The organism is Bifidobacterium sp. 7101, assembly GCF_000499285.1.
Taxonomy (GTDB): domain Bacteria; phylum Actinomycetota; class Actinomycetes; order Actinomycetales; family Bifidobacteriaceae; genus Bombiscardovia; species Bombiscardovia apis_A.
Map to the genome: position 1 here is coordinate 571,539 of NZ_AWUN01000001.1, position 17,637 is coordinate 589,175.

Consider the following 17,637-nt stretch of genomic DNA (forward strand, 5'->3'; position numbering starts at 1 on the left):
GAAGGAGAGATTGCAGCATGAGTGCGCTGAGTGAATCAATCTCCCGACGGTTGACCCTGGGTCAGCTCAAGGGGCGCTACGGGCTTACCCTGGTCCCCGACTTCGCTGAACCAGTCACGGTGACCTCACTGGTGGACGACCTGCCCTCAGTGCGGCCCGGCAGCCTTTATGTGCCTGCAGACCAGCAAGTGGACCAGGGCATGATCGAGGAGGCCGAGCGTCGAGGGGCCTACGCAGCCCTGCTGCCGACTTCGGCCCGCCAAGAGGTGGGACGAGCCAACATACCCCTGCTCTTCGGCACCATGCACCCCTGGCAGATGGGCCAGCTGCTGGCCAATGCCGCTGGAGACCCTTCGGGAGCCCTGGCTGTCTTTGCCCTGGTCGGTTCCCAGGTGCAGGACCAAGTGGATCTCCTGGCCGACTTCCTGCACGTGTTGGGCAATCCCGTCGGTATTCTCAGTGCCAAGGGCTCATACTCGCTGGACCGGCGACTGGACCTGGAATACCCCCTGAGCATGTTCGATGTGCAGCGCAGTCTGTCCATTGCCCTGGAGGACGGAGCGGCCGCCGTGGTCATCTCCGTGGATGAACAGACCCTGGCCAGGGATGCCCTGCAGGCGGTGAATCTGGATGTGGTGGCCTTAGGCGCCCAGGAGGGCTCAACCCGCGATATGCGGCATGTACGCCTGATCTCCAGGGCCCGCCGATACGGATTCAGCCTGGGCGGGCACACCATTGTGGCCCGACGTAACGAGGAATCGGACGACCTGGCCCGCCAGTCCCTGCCCGCCGATGCAGAAAGCGACGACCTGTCCCTGTGCATCGCCATGACCATGGCCGCCGGCGTCAAACGCAACAACATCAGGAGCGCCCTGCGCGTCTCCCGCGAAATGTCCTGAGAGGTGAGGATGAGTCAGTCTGTAGGGGCCGGGTCCATGCCCTTGACCCTGGAAGAGGTCGTCGAATATGTGCACGGTCGGCTGGTCGAGGCCGGTCCTGGTCGCGAACCCGATCGGCGGTCCGTGCGCATGCGGGTGGTGACCGACTCCCGACAGGCGGGGACCGATGGACTCTTCGTAGCCATCAAGGGCGAACACGTGGACGGTCATGACTATGTTCCCGGCTTGGGGGCCAAGGGCTGCCGCGCGGCCCTGGTCGACCACCTGGTTCCGGGGGCTGACCTGCCTCAGGTTCTTGTGGATGATACGGTTGTGGCCCTGGGACTGCTGGCTCGTGCCAACATAGACCGTCGGCGCGAGGCTCAAGGTCCCTTCACGGTCATCGGCATCACCGGCTCCGTCGGCAAGACCACGACCAAGGACCTGCTGGCTTCCCTGCTGGCCCTGCTGGGCCCTGTGGTGGCCCCGGTCGGGTCCTTCAACAATGAGATCGGCCTTCCTCTGACCGCCTTGGAGGTCGGGCCGGACACCCGCTACCTGGTGGCGGAGATGGGTGCCAGCCACGTGGGCGAGATAGCAAGTCTGACCCGGATGGTTCCCCCGGACATGGCCCTGGTCCTCAAGGTGGGAGTAGCCCACCTGGGCGAATTCGGCTCCGTGGAGCGCATCGCCCAGGCCAAGAGCGAGATTGTGCAAGGCCTGGTGCCGGGTGGGACCGCAGTGCTGAATGCAGACGATTCCCGGGTGGCCGCCATGGCCGATCTGGCCTCCGGGCCTGTTCTGCGCTTTGGCATGGCCGCTCAAGACAGCGGGCGGGGCAGCGACCTGGACGGCTCGGCTCGTTACCTGGACAGTGACAGCCTGGACAGGCCGGCCTTCGAACTGTACCTGCGTGGCCAGCAGCCGGTTCGGCTGCGTCTGGGTATCCCGGGACGGCACAATGTCATGAACGCCTTGGCTGCCGCCACGGTGGCCTACGCCCTGGGTCTGGACGCAGAGCGAATTGCCGATGAGCTGGGTCGACAGCGGCGAATAAGTCCGCATCGGATGGCCCTATCGTCGGTCCGGTTGCCGGATGCCTCCTTCACCCTGATCGATGATTCCTTCAATGCCAACCCCGACTCCGTGCGGGCCGGGCTGGATGCCCTGGCTGCCTGGAAGGGATCCGATGGCCCGGTCTATCGGATAGCGGTCCTGGGGGTCATGCTTGAGCTGGGCGATCGAGGGGAGCAGCTGCACCAGGAGATTGGCGCCTATTGCCGTCGTCAGGGCATTGATGCATTGGTCGCGGTGGGTTGCCGGGACCAACAGATGGATGCTCTGGTCCAGGCCCTGGTCCGTGGTGCCGGCGGCCCATCCGATCCGAGCGAGGATCAGCCTGGAGCCATGCGGGTACTCTTTGCCCAGGACGCTGACCAGGCCGACCAGATGGTCCGCCACCTGTGCGCCAGGCATTCGGACCGGCAGAATTTGGTTCTGCTCAAGGGCTCGCACATGTCCGGCCTGTCCGATCTGGCCGACCGGTGGCAGGGCTGAGCCATGAGTCCACTGGCATCCCCGCAGCGGGGTCTAATATTCAAGGACAGCATCCAAGAGTTGGAGTACACACTGTGATTGCCCTCATCATCGGAATCCTGGTCGCCCTGGTGGTGACGCTGGCGGGGACCCCCCTGCTGATACGGCTGGTCCACCGCCTGCACTACGGCCAGTACATCCGCCAGGACGGGCCCAAGTCCCACCTGGTCAAGCGCGGCACCCCGACCATGGGCGGGCTGGTCATCAACCTGGCCATTCTGCTGGGATGGGCGGCCTCGGCGCTCTACCGCTACCTGTCGCGCGGGGAGTCCGTGTCCCTGTCGGCCATGCTGGTCTTGTTCGCCATGCTCTCCATGGGCTTCCTGGGCTTCATCGACGACTTCGCCAAGGTGCGCAAAAAGCAGAATCTGGGCCTGTCGGTCAGGGCCAAGTTCATCGGCCAGTTCATTCTGGCCACCATATACGCGGTGCTGGCCCTGAAGTTGCCCACCAAGAACGGCTACCCCAGCGCCCAGGCGGGCATATCCTTCGTGGAGCAACCCATCATCGACTTCAGAATGGCGGGCAGCGTCCTGTCTGTGGTGCTCTTCATCATCTGGGTCAATCTGCTGATGACGGCATGGAGCAATGCGGTCAACCTGACCGATGGCCTGGACGGGTTGGCTTCGGGCTCCTCCATGATCGCCTTCGTGGGCTATACGGTCATCGCCTTCTGGGAGAGCTACCACTTGAAGGGCGGCGGCCATCCCGGCCATGCCTACGCGGTCTCAGACCCCCTGGACCTGGCCATCATCGCCTGCTGCGCGGCCGTGGCCTGCTTCGGCTTCCTTTGGTACAACACCAATCCGGCCTCCATTTTCATGGGCGATACCGGATCCCTGGCTCTGGGCGGGCTCTTCGCAGCCCTGTCCATCGCCACCCATACCGAGCTGCTGGCGGTCATCCTGGGCGGTCTCTTCGTGGGAGAGGCAGCTTCTGATGTCATCCAGGTGGGCTACTTCAAGCTCACCCACAAGCGGGTCTTCAAGATGGCGCCCATCCACCACCACTTCGAGCTGATGGGCTGGCAGGAGTCCAAGGTGGTTGTCCGATTCTGGATGGTGGACCTGATCTTCGTCCTGCTGGCCCTGGTTTGTTTCTATGCAGACTGGGTGGTCCGCTCCGGGCTGCCCATCTGAGTGCGTCCATTCACGGTACCGGACTTCGGCAGCCGGTATCATGCCAAGCAGATGCCGGAGCTAGCGGAATGAGGTGTTCATGGATATGGACTTGAGCCAGAAGCGTGTACTGGTCGCCGGGCTGGGCATTTCCGGACGGAGCGTGGCCGCAGCCCTGCGAGGACGGGCAGCTGGTGTGATCACTGTGGACCAGCGTGCCCCACAGGCTGATCTTCATGACTTCGACCAGGTGGACTGGAGCCAGGTGGATCTGGTCATGGCTTCGCCCGTCTTCAATCCGCGTACACCATTTATCCTTGAGGCGCAACGTCGGGGCATCCCCGTGGTCAGCGAGGTAGAGATGGCTTGGCTGCTGCGGGTGCCTTCAACACGGACTGGCCGTCCAGCACCCTGGATCGGGATCACCGGTACCAACGGCAAGACCTCGACCACCAGGATGGTCTCCGCCATGATGCAGGCCAGCGGGTTTACGGCCCCAGCGGTGGGCAACATCGGCAAGGCCGTCTCCACAGCCGTCCTGGATCCTGACAATGACATACTCTGCGTGGAACTGAGCTCCTTCCAGCTGCACTTCACCTTCTCGCCGGCCCTGGAGTGCGCGGCCATCACCAATCTGGCCGACGACCACTTGGACTGGCACGGGGGCTTCGAGGCCTATGCGGCCGACAAGGCGCGCATCTACCGGGGCGTGCGCAAGGCACTGGTCTACAACGCCGATGATTCCCGAGTCTCCGACCTGGCCAGACAGGCTCAGCCAGCCCCCGGCTGCCGACGGGTGGGCTTCACCCTGGGTCGGCCCGAGTCCGGGCAGCTGGGCGTGGAAGACGGTTGGGTCGTGGACCGCAGCGGATTGACCGGTCAGGATCCTGAGGAGGGGGTCAGGCTGGTCCGGGTGGCCGATCTGACGGACCTGTGCGAGCCCGATGGCACGGTCTACCCCCATCTGCTTGCTGATGCCCTCTGCGCTCTGGCTCTGGCACTGGACGCTGGGGCCCGGGTCGACGCGGCCATCGAGGCCATGCGCGCTTTCACGCCCGGCGATCACAGGATCAGTACCGTGGCCACCCTGGGCCAGGGTGCGCAGGCCATCCGCTTTGTGGATGACTCCAAGGCCACCAATGCCCACGCGGCTGAGGCCTCCCTGGCCAGCTACCATGACGGCCAGGTGGTCTGGCTGGCCGGCGGACTGGCCAAGGGCGCCCGCTTCGACGATTTGGTCCGGTCCCGCAGATCCAAGCTGGCTGCAGCCGTGATCATCGGTCAGGATCAGCAGCCCATGGTCCAGGCCATCAAGGACCAGGCGCCCGATCTTCCGGTTACCTTGATCGATCCTGGTACAGGCGACCAGGTCATGGCTCGAGCTGTTCGTGCGGCAGGATCCTATGCACGGCCCGGCCAGGTTGTTCTACTGGCACCTGCCTGTGCCTCCATGGATCAGTTCGCCTCCTATGCCGACCGGGGCGACCAGTTTGCCCAGCAGGCAACACAATGGGTCCACGAGCATGAAGCGCGACGCTGATCCGCACACGGCTCCCTTCAGGGAGTCCGGCGGCAAGGGGGACTACCGGGGCTGGCGGGCTATACTCAATCCGCTCTGGTGCTACTACGGCTTTCTGGCTACAGTCGTCGCCACCACGGTCTTCGGCCTGATGATGGTCTTCTCCTCCTCGGCTGTGGATCTGGTGGCCCAGGGCAGCTCACCCTGGAGCCAGGTCATTCGCCAGAGCGTATACGCAGTGTTTGGACTCTTACTGGCCCTTCTGGCTGTGAGGATCAGCATCGACCACTACCGGAGTTGGAGCACCTGGTTCCTGATTGCCAGCCAGGGTGTCCAACTGCTGACCCGCACTCCGCTGGGGCGTTCTGCCAACGGCAATGAGGGGTGGATCTCGGTCGGGGGCGTTTCCATGCAGCCGGCCGAGCTGCTCAAGCTGGCCCTGTGTCTGTGGCTGCCCCAGGCCCTGATAGAAGCACAGAGGCGGGTCGGCAAGAATTCCGACTTGAAGAGTCTGGCCAAGGCCTATGCCAAGCCGGCTGCCGGTTTTATTGTCAGTTTCCTGCTGATCATGCTGGGCAAGGACCTGGGAACGGCCATGATCATCGTCATCATCGGCTTCGTGGCCTTTTTGGTTTCGGGCTTCCCCCTGCGCTGGCTGCTCAGCCTGGCAGTCCTGGGGATGGCGGCGGTCATCGGCATTTCGGTTTATGGCAACAGCAACAGGACCCAGCGGATCATGGCCGCCTACGGCAAGTGCTCGGCGGATGACATTCAGGGGGTTTGCTACCAGTCCATCCATGGGCTGTACGCCATGGCCTCGGGAGGGTTGACCGGGGTCGGGCTGGGCAACTCCAGGGAGAAGTGGAACTATCTGCCCGAGGCGCACAATGACTTCATCTTCGCTGTCATCGGCGAGGAGCTGGGCTTTGTAGGGGCGGCCATGCTTATTCTGGTCTTTGTGGTCATGGGTTGGTGCATGCTGAGAATCGCCCTGACCACCAAGGACCGGTATGCGGGCATGGTGCTGATTTGCCTGGATGTGTGGCTGGTGGGCCAAGCCCTGGTCAACATTTGCGTGGTTCTGGGCCTGCTGCCGGTCATCGGGCTGCCCCTGCCCTTTGTGTCGGCCGGAGGGACCGCGCTGATCTCCTGTCTGGCCTCGGCCGGGGTGGCTCTGAAGATGATTCGGACCCAGCCGGACGTGATGGCAGCCACGGACGGGTCCTGAGATGCGGAATGGACATGGCGGAAAGGAAGCGGATTCGCGGATGACGACAGCGACGAGGACCGAGAAAGGGATGCCTGGGGTTGCCCAGGAGCATGCCGGAAAAGGCGCTGGTCCCCATCTGGTGTTGGCCGGCGGGGGGACGGCAGGGCATGTCAACCCCCTGCTCAGTGTGGCTGCGGCCATTCGGGAACGCTGTCCCCAGGCTTCTGTCAGCGTGATCGGCACTGCTGTCGGGCTGGAGCACGACCTGGTACCGGCAGCCGGGCTTCCCCTGGATCTGATTGAGAAGGTGCCCTTCCCTCGTCGTCCCGGCAAGGCCGCCCTGGACTTCCCCCGGCGTTGGCGGCGTGAGGTGCAGCGGGTCCGGGGCTATTTGCAGGCTCGGTCGGCCGACCTGGTGGTCGGCTTTGGCGGTTATGCCTCGGCGCCGGCCTACAGGGCCGCACGGAACCTGGGTCTGCCCATCGTCGTCCATGAACAGAACGCACGAGCGGGCATGGCCAACAAGCTGGGTGCCCGCTGGGCTGATTTCGTGGGTACGGCCTATGAGGATACCGGCATCCGGGCCCGGTCGGGAGTGCCCGTGCGCCGCGTGGGCCTGCCCCTGCGGCCGGCCATCGCCCGACTGACCAAGCAGATGGAGGCTGACCCTGCAGGAGCCCGGCGGGAGTCTGCGCAGTCTCTGGGGTTGGATCCCGATAGGCCCATCCTGCTGGTCACCGGGGGGTCTCTGGGCGCACTCAGCCTGAACAAGGCGGTGGCTGGCGCGGCCCGGCAGCTGCTGGACCGAACCCAGGTCATCCATCTGACGGGCCGTGGCAAGGCCGACCAGGTCAGGAAGCGGGTGGCGGCTGACTTGGGCGATGGAGCCATCAACGATCTGGACCCGGACCACCAGGGCCAGGGGGACTATCACATGGTCGAATACCTGGAGCGGATTGATCTGGCCTTCGCCTGCGCTGATCTGGTGGTCTGCAGGGCCGGTGCAGGCTCAGTCAGCGAGCTGGCCGCACTGGGTGTGCCCGCCGTCTACGTGCCTCTGCCCATCGGTAACGGTGAACAGCGGTTCAATGCCCAGCCGGTCGTACAGGCTGGGGGAGGACTCATGGTGGATGACGCGGCCCTGGACGCTCAATGGATAGCCGACCACATCCCTGCCCTTATGGCTGACAGGGATAGGCTGGTTGACATGCGCCGCCGGGCCTGGGGATACGGGATTCGCGATGCCGCTCAGGTGATGGCCGAGCAGATCCTGACCATGGCCGCCAATACCTCGCCCGCAAGGACTCCGGGAGGGCCTAATCGGGCATAATGGAGGCAGGCGACGGGTGACCGTCCTGAATGGTCCAGAACTGTTGGAGGAGATGCAACTACTGTGCCCAAGCATGAATTGAATACGGTGCCCGGTCGGCAGGATGGCAGTGACCGGTCCTTGCCGGTCCTGGACCCCTGCCTGCCTGCCCTGGCCCAGGCCGGAGTGCACGACCCCAAGGATCTGGGTCCCACACACTTCATCGGCATCGGCGGAGCCGGGATGAGCGTGCTGGCCGAGATGCTCCACCAGGAGGGGGTGCAGGTCTCCGGATCCGACCGCGCCGAGGGGGAGAAAACCCGTCGTCTGCGTCAGCTGGGGATCCGGGTCGCCATCGGTCAGGATGCCCGCAATGTGGTCGGGGCGCGCACAGTAGTCTGGTCCAGCGCCATCAAGCCCGACAATCCCGAGATTCTGGCAGCACGGGACGCAGGCGCTCGGCTGGTCCATCGCAGCGACATTCTGGCCCTGCTCATGGCCTCCAGGATTTCAGTCACCGTGGCCGGAGCACATGGCAAGACCACCACCAGCGCTCTCTTGGCACACCTGCTGACCAAGGGTGGCCAAGGGAGTCTGGCCGATCCCAGCTACGCCATCGGAGGTAGCCTCCAGAGCGACCGGGGGCCCATGGACGGTGGGCATGTGGGAGCCGGACGGGTCCTGGTGGCCGAGGCGGACGAGTCCGACGGCAGCTTTGGCAAGTACACTCCCGACATCGCCATCATCACCAACGTGGAGCCCGACCATCTGGACCACTACGGCACGGCTGATGCCTTCCACCAGGCTTTTGTGGAACATGCCCGGCATGCCCGCCGCTTCCTGGTGGTCTGCGGGGACGACCAGGGCGCCCTGGAGGTGTTGCGACGGCTGCACGGGGACTGCCAGGCCAGAATTATCGTCTATACTTCGGATTCCCAACTGAATATTGACTCTCTGCCTGGGATTCTGGGCCTGGTGCGCATCGGGTCTGAGTCCGAGAGCAGCGGCAGCGGTCGTGAGCATTGCCGTCTGGCTCTCCCCGCGCAGGTGCTCCAGGCGGCAGGGCTGGAGGTCGGCAAGCCGCTGAATCTGCAGGTGGATCTGGCGATCCCCGGCATCCACAACGCCCGCAATGCCGCCGCAGCCATCATCGCCGCCATTCTGCTGGGGATGGATCCTGATACCGCCGCCGCTTCTGCCGCCGACTTTCGTGGAGCCTCTCGACGCTTTGAGGTCCGCGGAATCCAGCATGGGGTCACCGTAGTGGATGATTACGCCCATCATCCTACGGAAATCGCCGCCCTGCTGACCGCCGCCAGGCGACGCTATCCTGGCCGGACCATCAGGGTGCTCTTCCAGCCCCACCTGTATTCGCGCACCGCCATCTTCGCCGACCGTTTCGCGGCTGCTTTGTCCTTAGCGGACGATGTGACCGTCACCGACATCTTCCCCGCGCGTGAGCTGGCCAGCGATTTCCCGGGCGTGGATGCCGGAACCATCCCCGCCGCCGCCAGCAAGGCATCGGACCAGGAGTCTCAGGATTCCGGGAATAGGTCTGCTGGAGCTATCTTCCAGGCCTGTCCGGACATGCGTCAGGCGGCTCTGGATCTGGCTGAGCGGGCGGAGCCGGGTGATGTGATCCTGACTGTGGGCGCCGGCGATGTAACCGATATGGGGCCGGTCATTCTTGACAGGTTGGCTGAACGGGACGAGCAGTGAAGACCGGCAAGGGTCGCCGCGCCTCCAGCGGGGCTTCGTCCAGGACCAGGGCCGTCCGGGCTGCCAAGGCCGCACGGACGGCCCGGTCTGGGCGCACCAAGTCTTCGGGAGAGAAACCGCGGACCAGCAGAACCTCCAGATCGGCCAGGTCGACTGTTTCCGATGACGCAGCACTGTCAGGTCGCCGGTCCAAGACTGAAAAGACCGGCAGCGAGGGCAGGCGTCTCAAGCGGTCTGAGCATCTCAAAGGGTCGAAGCGTCTTAAGGGTCGTCCGAATCGTACCAAGAATCCAGGCGGATCCCGGACTCGCAGTGCCAGGTCGTCCTCCTCGTCCTCCCGCTCCCTGGTGAAAGGGAACAAGGCCTCGGCCTCAAAGTCCGCGACCTCACGCTCGACAAGTTCGGCCGGAGGATTCGTCGATGCGCGGACCATACCGCCGGACCGGCCCGTTTCTGGCAGGATCGGCACGGATCAGGAGGAGCAGGGACTGGGGATTTTCGTTCGTCCCAAGGTGCTGGACTTTCAGGCCCGGGTGCGCGAGAAGAGGAAGGTCAGCCGCAGGCTGGTCCTGATCCGGACGGGTATCGTCATTCTGGTCATGGCTCTGATCGCGGGACTGGCATGGCTGCTCTTCCTCTCGCCGGTCTTCCGTCTGCAGGCCGACCAGATCAATGTCAGCGGCGGCAATGCCTGGGTGTCCGACGATCGGGTGGCCTCGATCGTGGCCCATCAGGGGGATCGCTCGCTGCTGCTGGTTTCCACCAATGGCGTCGAGCAGGAGATCAGCGGCATGGCCGGGGTGACCGATGCCAGGGTCCGCAAGAGTTTCCCGCACGGTCTGGAGGTGACCTTCGATGCACAGGAGCCCACAGCGGTCTTCAAGGATGCGCAGGGTAAGCTGACGGCCGTCGACAGGCAGGGGAGGGTGCTCAACACCGTGGCCAATCCGGTGGATGGGGTGCCGGTCATCCAGGTGGCCACCGTCAAGCGGGCCCAACAGGATCAGGCGGTCAGGCAGACCCTGCGGATTCTGTCGACAATGCCTGAGGCCATGCGCCATTCGGTGACCAAGGTGACTGCGGAAACCCAGGACTCCATCACTACCGAGCTGGACCAGGGCAAACATGTCATCATCTGGGGTGACGGCTCAGACCTGAAGCTCAAGCAGGCCGTGGTAGACAAGATCATCAATGATCCCTCCAAGATCGGTGACAAGCATCAGCTGGATGTTTCGGCGCCTCTGCGGCCCATCGTCAAATAGCTGCTGGAGGGGTCGATTTCTTCATCAGCCTGTCGGTGTCCAGCAGGATGGTCACAGGGCCGTCGTTGACCAGATCCACTCGCATATGGGCACCGAAGCGCCCTTCGGCAACAGGGACACCGGTCGCGGCCAGCGCCCGGTTCAGGTCCTGCCAGACGCTTTGGGCGTGTTGGGGCTCTCCGGCCGCCATGAAGCTGGGACGGTTGCCGCGACGCAGATCCGCATAAAGGGTGAACTGGGAGATGGAGAGGATGGAGCCGCCGCAGTCCAGGACAGACCGGTTCATCCGGCCCTCCTCGTCAGAGAAGATACGCATCCGGGTCAGCTTGCGGACGGCATAGTCCACCTGGTCAGCCCCGTCGCTGTCCTGGACGGCCACCAGGAGCAGGAGCCCCGTGCCGATGCTCTGGGGTTTGAAATCTGGATCCGGCTGCCCCTGTTCGTCGACCACATCGACCCGGGCACGGCTGACCCGTTGTATGACGATTCTCATGCCTTCAGTCTAAAGACCTCAGGCGTTGTTGTAGTGTCGCATGGAAAAGCTGGACCGGTACCTGGTTGGGGTCAGGCCGGAGAACTGTTTGAAGACCCGCATGAAGTACTTGGGGTCGTCGTACCCGCAGGCCTCGGCTATCTGTCTGACGCCCATGGAGGTCGACAGGAGCAGCTCCTGCGCCCGTTCGATGCGGATCCGCCGAATCTGCCCGGTGATGCCTATGCCGAATCGTCGCTTGTAGATGGTCGACAGGTAGGAAGGCGAATAGTTGAAATTTTCAGCTACGCTGGCCACGCTGATCCGGTCGCAGGCATTGATACGAATCCAATCCTGAACCTGCTGGAGGGTGCTGTCCTCATCGTCCGCTTCTTGAGGGTTCTTGGGCTCGGGCCTTCCCATGGAGATCTCCATGAGCAGGCAGGTCATGAAATAGCTACAGTAGAGGCTGGGATTCGGGTAGGTGCGCTGATAGATGTCCAGCAGCTGGTTGAACATGACGGTCACCCGGTTGTTGTCTGCCAGATGAAAATTCAGGGGCAGCACCACACGTGCCGCACCCTGGTTCTTTCCATCCCTCTGTTCGTCAGGCAGATTCTGAACCCTTTGCCAGTCAGGCAGTGTGAAGTGGGCCCAGTAGAAGGTCAGCGGCTCTTGTCCCAGCCGTCGACTGCCCTCATGAGGGGTGCCGGGCGGGATCAACAGCAGACCGCCTGCCTTCAGATCATGTTGCCGTCCGGCTACGGCAAGCGGGAGGACGCCCTCTTCAACCAGAATCAGCTCAAAGCTGTCAACGGTGCGGCGCTCGTGGATCCATCCGGGGGTGCCGATGAAGCGCCCTGCGGATTTGAAGACCGCCGCATCGTTGGGGAAACTGGTGATGATTGCCTGATCCGTGCTGACCGTCCTCCCTGTCGCTGAAACCTCGGCCTTCGGTTGCGGTCAGTGACTGGCCACTTCGACGTAGGCATGGTAGGGCTGGTCATGGTCAATGGTCCAGAGGGGGACGAAATCCAGGCCGCTGTCCCGGTGACGGAAGACCAGTTTCTCGCCCTGGCGTTCGAAGGCGGACCCGGGATTCTTCCGGTCGATGTTAAGGCTCTGCATATCGGTGCTGGGGCTCAAGGCGGCCAGCACGTAGGGTCCCCAGGCCACGGCGGCCAGGGAAGGCCTGTCTGGGGTGCCGATCAGCCGGATGGTCGGATCGAACGTCAGCGTGATGGTGGTTCCTGACCAGGAATCCAGACCGCAGGCGCTCGCATCCAGGACCGCTACAGCTGGGTTGATGCCCATAAGAGCCTGGGACACCGGGGTTCCGTCGATGTCGACATGGACCCTGCCGCGGGTCCAGGCGGGGATGCGTAGGGCTAGGCGCGGCCTGTCCAGGGACTCTATGGTGATGGTCACCTTCTCGGGGTGGCGGTCGTCCACGTCCACGCTCAGGGCCATTTTCTGGTCCATGTCGTTCAGGCTGCAGGGCAGATACTGCTCGATCCACAGGGTCGTCTCGTCTGTGTAGAAGGCTCCATCGGCGTAGTAGAAGTGTGATTCAAGTCCGGTGCCATGGCAGCAGCTGTTCTCCTCATCGAACTCCTTGCGGCCGCCCGGCTGAGTGGGGAAGAAGTAGAGGCTGCCGCCCTGGGCCACATGGTCGGTGCTGGCGGCGATGTGGTTGAGTGTGGTCAGCTCGGTGTAGTCTGCATACTCCTGATCGGGGTCGAAGGAGAACAGGAGCGCCGACAGCTTGAGCAGGTTGTAGGAGGCGCAGGACTCAGCAGTGTTGTCCTTGAGCAGGGCACCGATCACGTCGGGCTGCTGGAACATCTCGCCTTGCCCGGTGCCGCCCATGGCGTAGATGTGATGACCCATGACCGACTTGAGGAAGAACTCGGCCTGCTGCAGGTAGTAGGGCAGCCCGGTCTGGCGGAAGAGCTCCACCGAACCGATGACCTGGGGGATGTGCTGGTTGCCATGCAGCCCGCCCAGGGCATCCACCTTCTGACGCATGGGGACCATAAGACGGTCGTTATCGAAGAGCCGAGCGGCCTCCAGGTGCTCCTTACGGCCGGTGATGGCGTACAGATGGGCCAGGGACTCATTCATGCCGCCGAACTCGCCGGCGATGTACATGCTCCACATGTTCTGCAGCTGCTCGTGGGGGAGCCGGTGGACGCGGTTGTAGACCCAGTCGCCCAGGTCCGAGGCCACGCGCAGAGCCGTTTCATTGCCGGCAAAGTGGTAGGCGTCGATCAGCCCGGCCAGAATCTTGTGCAGAGTGTAGTAGGGTGCCCAGATGGTGGGGTAGGGTGTGTACTTCTCCAGCTTGTCGAACTGGCTCTCATCGTAGGCCGACAGGAAGCCCGGCTTGGTGGTCCCGCTCTTGGCGAAGGCGGCCTGGACCTCGGCCAGCCCGTCGACCAGATAAGTCAGCTTGGCCCGGATATCCTCGTCGCCAGTGGCGGCATAACCCAGGGCGTATGCGGACAGGACGTGCCCGGTGGTGTGGCCACGCAGGTTGGAGTCCGGAGCGTCCCAGCCGATCATGGGCTTGGCGCCCTTGGTGTCCAGGTGGGCGGCCCGGCGGAACTCCACCAGGAGCTGATCGTCGTCCAGGGTCTTCAGGAAGGCTATCCGTCGGCGCTGGTTGCCTGCCAGCATTCCATCACCGTTGAGCCGCACTCGGAAGATGGGCACGCGGCGGACTTTGGGGCTGGAATCCACTGGCTGTTCGGGGTCTTCGTCAATCACCTGAACCTTGCATTGCAGGCGGATGTCGCTGCCGTCGATGGATCCTTGGAAGTCATGCTCGCCGGTCTGTTCGTCCCGCTGCTCAACGCCTTCGTCCCAGTTGACCCGCTGAGAGACCTTCTGTCCGTCCTTGGTCAGCACGGCCGTGAACATGGGCAGATAGTAGGTGGCGCCCTTGCGCGCCTTGATCTCGATGGGGTAGACCTTGCGCACTTCAATCTTGTTGGGCATCTGCAACACGGTCACGTCGAAGCAGCGCTGCGCCTTGGCACCGCCCTTGGTGACGGTCGCGGTCAGGGTCACGTTCCGGTCGCCTAGGCCGTATTCGGGCTGATTGACCTTGCCTTGAGGGTTCACCCATCGATCGTCGCTGCTGGTCCACTCGATGGCAGTTTCCTCCACCCCCTCGGTCGGCAGTTTCAGGTCGAAATCCACGGTGCCCGTGTTGCCGATGTAGATCTGACGGGCCGCCTCGTCGACGCAGTCCTGATCAGTGTGCATGGATGATGTCATGATGAATTACCTACTTCCTCCGTTGACAGGCGGATTCTGGCCGGTCATGGTTTCCGGCGGGTCGTCTCCGATCCGTCGGCGCCGCTCTGCCCCGACGCCTTGGTGCGCCTTACCTCATCAGTCTATGGACGTAAGCCCGATCATGAAGGTGGGAGAAATCGTCGAATGGGTGGACAATCTTGCGTCTTTGGCTTGGAGTTGTTCTGGCTAGCTTCTATATCTTCCTAATCCTTGCAATGACGGGCTTTCTGAGCAAGGAAAGACCTGCCAGGGGAGTTTGTCAGGCAGCCGCCAGACGGTATTACCGAGAAATATCCACCTTTTTCCGTTCTCATTGCACCTATGGCCGAGGGACAGAAGATTTACCGTTCACAGTGGAACAGCCTGTGGTTCCACGCAGAGCAAAAGGGTGCCCGCACAACGAGGGTAGGCACCAGTGAGAAGCGAGGAGAAGCGTATGGCAACATCATCGGAACATGTCGACGAGCAGTCGGACAAGGACCAGCAGGGTTCAAACCTGGTGGTCGATGAATCCGGTCTCAAGGTCGATCATCGTCAAGAGGAGGAATTGGAACATCTAAGATCAGATCGTTCCTTCTTCGGTTACCCCAAGGGCATTGGCATACTGGCCACGGGCAACCTTTTCAACTCCATCTGCTGGGCCTCTTACGGGGCTGTGATGATTTACTATCTCTACAAGCCGTGGACCAAAGGATTGGGATTCACCCAGGGTGAGGCGGCCCAGCTTATCGCCATCGTGGCGGCCATCAATTCCATGTTCGAAATACTGGGTAGCTGGTTGGCTGATCGAGTTTTTGGCGCTCGCAAGGCTTTGGTCATCGGCAATATCACCAAGGGGCTGTCCTGTGGCCTTCTTGCTATCCCTGCATTCTCAATCGGTCAGGGTCGGGCTTTTGCCATAGTGGGCATGGTCCTCATGAACATTCCTATCGTCGGTGCCTCCAACGCCTCGTTGACCGGCATGCTCTTCCATCGCGATGACAGTCGCCGTGACGGGGCCTTCGCTATTCACGCCATCGCCAATAACATAGCAGGCTTTATCACTCCTGTGATTTCTGCTCAATTGGGGCTGGTCAACTATCATTACGGTTTTGCTATCGGGGCTGTCGCGGCTCTGCTCTATGCCGCTATTATCGGATTGCCCGGTAAACGGTTCTTTGGATCCTTGGGTTCAAAGCCGTCCAGACCCTTGAGCGTCCAAGAGAAGAAGCGCTATAGTCTAATCGCTCTGGTGGCCTTGGTTGTCATTGCTGCTTTTATAGCCGTGTTGCTCTTGTCCAAGAAGGTCAGTGTGAACAGCCTGGCCAATACTGTCAGTTCGTGCACATTTGTTGTGGCGATTCTCTTCTTTGCCATTATCTGGCGTTCCAAGCGCATCAGCAGCACTGAACGGCATCGGTTGCGTGCAGTGACTCCACTGTTTATCATGCAAATCGTGATTGGTGTGGATTACGCCATCCAAGGAACCACCTTGCTGATGTTCTTGGATCAGCGGATCAACCGCAAGTTCTGGGGCATCGAAATCGCGCCAGGATCTTTCACAACTATTGTGGGTATTATTTCTTTGCTCTCGGGGCTCTTCTTCAGCTGGTTCTGGGTCACTGATCTTGGCAAGCGTTGGAAGTCGACCAGTCGTCTCTGCTTCGGTTTCTTTTTCTCCGGCATCGCCAATTTCCTCCTGATTGTGCCGACTGTCGTGCTCAATCCTCACGCCGGAAAATACTCGGTGGTATGGCTGCTGGTTTATTACTTGGTCAGCAATTTCGGTGGATTCCCTTACGGTGTTGCAGCTAACTCAACTGTTGCTGCCATTGCTCCGAAATCTTACGAGACGCAGATGCAGACCTCACTAACCTTGTCTGCAGCCATCGGTACCGCCATCATGCTGGTCGTCTACGGAAGGTTGAAGTCGCTGGATCAGCAACTTCCTCTATTCCTCATCATTGGCACTTTGGAAGTTGTTGTTGCTGTTGTGGTAATGATGTTCAGCAAGCGTTTTGAATCCATGATTCTCGATGATTGATGAGTGGACTGGTCTTTGTCGAGCGAAGATCTTGACAGGGGCCGAGTAATAGTGAAGAGGTAAGCAGTTCCGTAACGGCCCTGTGCTGGTTGTCAATAGCGGCACCGGAGGTCATCAGCAATTTTGCGGCTTCCGGTGCCGCTTGTTTGTACTGATGCAACTATTAAATGACCACTGTGGTCATAATCCAGTCGGTCTGAATGTCTGTGCCCAAAATGAAGGTATGCTCGCCGGTCCGTTTGAAGCCCATGGTTTGGTAGAAACGTTGGGCGGGATCATTGTGCTCCCATACGCCCAGCCAGATTTTGCTCAGGCTCTGGTTCCTGGCTCGTTTGAAGGCCTGATTGACCAGCCTGGTGCCCAGTCCCTGGCGTTTGAAGTCCGATAGAACGTAGAGCCGCTCGATCTCCATGGAAGTATCACCGAACTGCTCCGTCTGGGCCTTCCCGGTGTTGAGCTGCATGTAGGCTGCGGGAGTGCCATCCACGCTGGCCAGCAGAAAAACGGATTCAGGTTCGGACAGTTGCGACTTGACAAGTTCGGGGGAGAAGGAGTGACGGAGGTAGTCTTCCATGTTCTCCCGGCTGTTGTCGGCGGCGAAGGTGTCGCGGAAGGTGGTAATGCCCAAGGCACGTATCAGCCCAGCATCATCCGAGGTGCATTGCCGTATTGCTGCGGTCATGATGGTAATTCCTGCTCTCTTGATCTTGATTGGATTGCTGGGATATATCTGTGATGGTAGGCAATCATTCTTAATTGACGATCTTGAGTCCGACCACGCAGGCGACCAGACCGATGATGAGCAGAATGCGGGCGAGTGAAATAGGCTCCGAGCCCGTAGCCATAGCGTATAGGACAGTCAATGCAGCTCCGATGCCGACCCAGACCGCGTAGGCCGTGCTGGTAGGGATGTTGCGCATGGCAAAAGCCAGACCCACCATGCTGAGAACCAGCCCCACAACAAAAGCGATGTCGGGGATAATTTTGGTAAAACCTTGAGACTTGCCAAGTGCGGTGGCCCAGACCGATTCACAGATGCCGGCGAGTATGAGTATGATCCACGAGGACATGGTTCCCTTTCGGCAAGTCTTGTCGCTGTCCGGGTACTTGACCATCGTCCGGGAACCTGAATCAGATTCTGAGCATCAGAATAGCACGGGGGCGACTCTGAAAGCGGACTAAGCAGGGGTGTGGTCGACGATCCATTGCGAGAAGGAATCGGGGTTGA

15 protein-coding genes and 1 riboswitch are annotated in these 17,637 nt (G+C 61.7%); of the genes, 10 read left to right on the forward strand and 5 right to left on the reverse strand.

Annotated features, from left to right (window positions below):
* Nucleotides 1-17: 17 nt before the first annotated feature.
* From P272_RS0102155 to P272_RS0102190, 8 genes are all read left to right on the forward strand, one after another.
* Nucleotides 18-899 (forward strand): hypothetical protein, encoded by an 882-nt coding sequence (locus P272_RS0102155; RefSeq protein ID WP_029677927.1) that lies wholly within the window; start codon nt 18-20, stop codon nt 897-899.
* A gap of 9 nt (nt 900-908) precedes the next feature.
* Entirely contained in the window at nt 909-2,435 is a 1,527-nt protein-coding gene (locus tag P272_RS0102160) for a UDP-N-acetylmuramoyl-tripeptide--D-alanyl-D-alanine ligase (protein ID WP_081709016.1), read from the forward strand.
* A gap of 74 nt (nt 2,436-2,509) precedes the next feature.
* Nucleotides 2,510-3,613, forward strand: coding sequence for a phospho-N-acetylmuramoyl-pentapeptide-transferase (gene mraY, locus P272_RS0102165; protein WP_029677929.1), 1,104 nt, complete (start codon nt 2,510-2,512; stop codon nt 3,611-3,613).
* A 79-nt stretch (nt 3,614-3,692) separates the two neighbouring features.
* Nucleotides 3,693-5,132, forward strand: a complete 1,440-nt coding sequence (gene murD / locus P272_RS0102170) for a UDP-N-acetylmuramoyl-L-alanine--D-glutamate ligase (RefSeq protein WP_155804919.1) — start codon at nt 3,693-3,695, stop codon at nt 5,130-5,132.
* A complete protein-coding gene (locus tag P272_RS0102175; protein ID WP_029677931.1) occupies nt 5,116-6,339 on the forward strand; it encodes a peptidoglycan glycosyltransferase FtsW in 1,224 nt (407 codons plus the stop codon). Before murD ends, P272_RS0102175 begins: the two co-directional genes overlap by 17 nt.
* Nucleotides 6,340-6,409: 70 nt before the next feature.
* Nucleotides 6,410-7,651: a UDP-N-acetylglucosamine--N-acetylmuramyl-(pentapeptide) pyrophosphoryl-undecaprenol N-acetylglucosamine transferase gene (locus tag P272_RS0102180; RefSeq protein ID WP_044097648.1), complete on the forward strand. Its 1,242-nt coding sequence runs from the start codon at nt 6,410-6,412 to the stop codon at nt 7,649-7,651.
* An 87-nt stretch (nt 7,652-7,738) separates the two neighbouring features.
* Nucleotides 7,739-9,349 (forward strand): UDP-N-acetylmuramate--L-alanine ligase, encoded by a 1,611-nt coding sequence (gene murC / locus P272_RS0102185; RefSeq protein WP_081709017.1) that lies wholly within the window; start codon nt 7,739-7,741, stop codon nt 9,347-9,349.
* Nucleotides 9,346-10,611, forward strand: a complete 1,266-nt coding sequence (locus P272_RS0102190) for a cell division protein FtsQ/DivIB (RefSeq protein WP_253269644.1) — start codon at nt 9,346-9,348, stop codon at nt 10,609-10,611. Before murC ends, P272_RS0102190 begins: the two co-directional genes overlap by 4 nt.
* Here P272_RS0102190 and dtd read toward each other — a convergent pair.
* Both dtd and P272_RS0102200 read right to left on the reverse strand, forming a co-directional pair.
* A complete protein-coding gene (gene dtd, locus P272_RS0102195) occupies nt 10,604-11,104 on the reverse strand; it encodes a D-aminoacyl-tRNA deacylase (protein WP_029677935.1) in 501 nt (166 codons plus the stop codon). The two genes, P272_RS0102190 and dtd, sit on opposite strands and share 8 nt — an antisense overlap.
* A gap of 18 nt (nt 11,105-11,122) precedes the next feature.
* Nucleotides 11,123-11,917 carry a helix-turn-helix transcriptional regulator gene (locus P272_RS0102200; RefSeq protein ID WP_367379054.1) on the reverse strand — a complete coding sequence of 265 codons (795 nt, stop codon included), beginning with the start codon at nt 11,915-11,917 and terminating at the stop codon, nt 11,123-11,125.
* Between P272_RS0102200 and P272_RS09405 the strand changes: the two genes are divergently transcribed.
* A complete protein-coding gene (locus P272_RS09405; protein WP_172636689.1) occupies nt 11,831-12,025 on the forward strand; it encodes a hypothetical protein in 195 nt (64 codons plus the stop codon). The two genes, P272_RS0102200 and P272_RS09405, sit on opposite strands and share 87 nt — an antisense overlap.
* Nucleotides 12,026-12,046: 21 nt before the next feature.
* Here the strand turns inward: P272_RS09405 and P272_RS0102210 are convergent, their stop codons facing one another.
* Nucleotides 12,047-14,353, reverse strand: coding sequence for a beta-L-arabinofuranosidase domain-containing protein (locus P272_RS0102210; RefSeq protein WP_029677938.1), 2,307 nt, complete (start codon nt 14,351-14,353; stop codon nt 12,047-12,049).
* 469 nt (nt 14,354-14,822) lie between these two features.
* Here P272_RS0102210 and P272_RS0102215 point away from each other — a divergent pair, with 469 nt between their 5' ends.
* Nucleotides 14,823-16,409, forward strand: coding sequence for an oligopeptide:H+ symporter (locus P272_RS0102215; RefSeq protein WP_052323129.1), 1,587 nt, complete (start codon nt 14,823-14,825; stop codon nt 16,407-16,409).
* A 163-nt stretch (nt 16,410-16,572) separates the two neighbouring features.
* On the opposite strand, the gene P272_RS0102220 is transcribed toward P272_RS0102215, so the two are convergent.
* Complete coding sequence (locus P272_RS0102220) at nt 16,573-17,091, reverse strand: GNAT family N-acetyltransferase (protein ID WP_029677940.1); 519 nt, start codon at nt 17,089-17,091, stop codon at nt 16,573-16,575.
* A 70-nt stretch (nt 17,092-17,161) separates the two neighbouring features.
* Nucleotides 17,162-17,479 carry a DMT family transporter gene (locus P272_RS0102225; RefSeq protein ID WP_029677941.1) on the reverse strand — a complete coding sequence of 106 codons (318 nt, stop codon included), beginning with the start codon at nt 17,477-17,479 and terminating at the stop codon, nt 17,162-17,164.
* Nucleotides 17,480-17,487: 8 nt separating this feature from the next.
* A riboswitch (guanidine-III (ykkC-III) riboswitch) is annotated at nt 17,488-17,551 on the reverse strand.
* Between the last annotated feature and the right edge of the window lie 86 nt (nt 17,552-17,637).